We start from the raw sequence: 2754 nt of genomic DNA, 5'->3' as shown, positions 1-2754 counted from the left end.
ACGCAAGGCGCGCAACAGGCGCTCGACCTGATCGCCCGCGTCGTCGTGCGGCCCGGCGATGTGGTGGCGGTCGAGGATCCTGGCTATCCGCCCGCGCGCGCCGCGTTCGCGTCGCTCGGCGCGACGGTGATCGGCGTGCCGGTCGACGCGCACGGGCTGGTGACGGAGCGGCTACCCGACGACGCGCGCCTCGTCTACGTCACGCCGTCGCATCAGTTCCCGCTCGGGATGCCGATGACGCTGGACCGGCGCGTCGCACTGCTCGAATGGGCGCAGCGCCGCCGCGCGGTGATCATCGAGGACGACTACGACGGCGAGTTCCGCTTCGAAGGCCGGCCGGTGGAATCGCTGAAGAGCCTCGACCGCACGGGCCTCGTTGCGTATGTCGGCACGTTCTCCAAGACGATCTTTCCGGAACTGCGGATCGGCTATGCGATTCCACCGCGTGCGCTGCGCGGCGCGCTGGCCAAGGCGAAGCAGATCGTCGACTGGCACACCTGCACGCTGACGCAGGCGGCGCTCGCGCGCTTCATGCTCGAAGGCGATTTCGCGCGGCACCTGAAGCGCGTGCAGACGCACTACGATGCGCGCCGCAAGATGCTGCTCGCGCATCTGCGCGGCGAACTCGCGCCGTGGTTCGACGCGATCGTGCCGACCGCCGGCATCCACCTCGCCGCCTACCTGAAACCGGGGCTCGACGAAGCGGCGCTGGTCCGCGCGGCCCGCGCGCAGGACATCGGCCTGTACGGCATCTCGGCGTTCCACGTCGGCGTGCCGGTCCGTGCGGGGCTGCTGTTCGGCTATGGCGGGATCGACGCGCTGCGCATCGATGCGGCGCTCGCGAAGCTGGCCGGCCTCTTGGGTTCGGACACCGTCAGCGGCTCGGCACTGGTTACCTGAATTTTCATAAAATTGGCCATTCAAGCAGGCCAGCATGCGTCCTAAAGTAGGTCCTGTCGCGCCACCGTGCGCCCCAACCGAAAAAGGACCTGCCATGCAACCGCGCCTGAACTTCTACGCCGCCAGCCCGAATGCGATCAAGGTGATGCGCAACGCCGAGGAATTCCTCGCGAAGAGCTCGATCGAAAAACCGCTCGCCGAACTCGTCCGCCTGCGCGCGTCGCAGATCAACGGCTGCGCGTTCTGCGTCGACATGCACACGACCGATGCGCGCAAGGGCGGTGAAACCGACCGCCGCCTGGCCACCGTCGTCACGTGGCGCGAAACGCCGTTCTTCACCGAGCGCGAACGCGCGGCGCTGGAATGGACCGAGGCGCTGACGCTGGTCGCCAGCAACCACGTGCCCGACGCCGTCTGGGAAGCCGTGAAGCCGCACTTCACCGACGAAGAGCTGTTCGACCTGTCGATGCTGATCGCGACGATCAACTCGTGGAACCGCTTCGCGATCGCGTTCCGCAAGATGCCCGAATAAGGAGACGGCGATGACTCCCGCTACGCTCCTCCGTCGCGCCACCCTGTGCGCGTGGCTCGCCGTGGCTGGCGCCGCACTGCTGCCGGCCGCCGCCCAGGCACACGACACCGGCGACAACGTGCACACGATCATGCAGCAGGCCGTGCCCGAAGCGCCCGGCAAGCTCGCCGTCGTCGCGACCGTCGACTATGCGCCCGGCCAGGCTTCCGAAGCCCACAGGCATCTCGGCTCGGTATTCGCGGTCGTGTCGAAAGGCGAAGTGCTGTCGCAGGTGAACGGCGGCCCGCTGCACCGCTACCGCGCCGGCGAAGGCTGGTACGAAGCGCCCGGCTCACGCCACCAGGTGTCGCGCAACGCGAGCGCGACCGAGCCCGCGCAGCTCATCGTGTTCGGGCTGACCGGCGAACACGTGCCGCTGACGTCGCCGATCGATCAGTAACCGCTTTTCGGGGCGCGTGCCATTGCCCAGGCATGCGCCCTCGCTTCGCGACCGGGTGCCATGCCGTCGCCCCGCTCGTCTCCCTCGCCGTTTCTCCATTAGCCGCTCCCTACATTCCATCGCAGGTTTGCGGCGCCACGCCGCGCCACGTCAAATCGCCGCCCGCCCGCGTCCCCCTTCGACGCTCGCCTGATCGCGATCAACTCCGGCGCAAACCCTTCCTTGAAATTAACTAACTCATCAATTAGCGTCGATTTCATGAACGCGAAATCCACCGTCGCCAGGCCGCGCGGGCGCCGCCCGTCGGTCGACGATTTCGACCTGCGCGACCACATGCTCGACGTCGCGATGCAGTTGTTCGCCGAGCGCGGGATCGCCGCGACGACCGTCGCGCAGATTGCCGCCGCCGCCGGCGTCACGTCGGCGATGGTTCACTACTACTTCACGAATCGCGAGCAACTGCTCGATGCAATCGTCGAGGAACGGCTCGCGCAGGTCATCGCGTTCGTATGGCGCCCGACCGAGCCGCAGATCGAAAACGACCCGTTCGCGCTCGTCGCCGAACTCGTCGACCGCTTCTTCGACGTCACGCACCGCATGCCGTGGCTGCCGTCGATCTGGCTGCGCGAAATCGTCCACGAAGGCGGGCTGCTGCGCGAGCGGATGGTCCGGCGCATTCCGCTCGAGCATGTCGGGCGCTTCGCCGAGCGCATCCGCGGCGCGCAGCAGGCCGGCACGCTGAACCCCGCGCTCGAACCCGCGTTCCTGTTCCATTCGATCATCGCGCTGGTGATGCTGCCGCTCGCGACCGCGAAGCTGTGGCAGAGCGCGCGCGGCCTGCCGCCGATCGACCGCGACGTGCTGCACCGCCATGTCCGCGCGA

Annotated in this window: 4 protein-coding genes; all 4 read left to right on the top strand. The window is 68.0% G+C overall.

The window, feature by feature from the left end:
- A partial coding sequence (locus G3N99_RS37695; RefSeq protein WP_206124911.1) for a PLP-dependent aminotransferase family protein occupies window positions 1-900 on the top strand: 900 nt, incomplete at its 5' end.
- A gap of 94 nt (window positions 901-994) precedes the next feature.
- Entirely contained in the window at window positions 995-1432 is a 438-nt protein-coding gene (locus tag G3N99_RS37690) for a carboxymuconolactone decarboxylase family protein (protein WP_006479143.1), read from the top strand.
- Window positions 1433-1442: 10 nt separating this feature from the next.
- On the top strand, window positions 1443-1871 hold the full coding sequence (locus G3N99_RS37685; RefSeq protein WP_206124910.1) for a cupin domain-containing protein: 429 nt from the start codon (window positions 1443-1445) through the stop codon (window positions 1869-1871).
- A gap of 258 nt (window positions 1872-2129) precedes the next feature.
- On the top strand, window positions 2130-2754 hold a 625-nt coding region (locus G3N99_RS37680; RefSeq protein ID WP_206124909.1), incomplete at its 3' end, for a TetR/AcrR family transcriptional regulator.

This window comes from Burkholderia sp. Ac-20392, assembly GCF_017104585.1.
Lineage (GTDB): Bacteria > Pseudomonadota > Gammaproteobacteria > Burkholderiales > Burkholderiaceae > Burkholderia > Burkholderia lata.
Note: the sequence above shows the minus strand (reverse complement) of the source record. Positions and strands in the feature narration are given on the sequence as shown.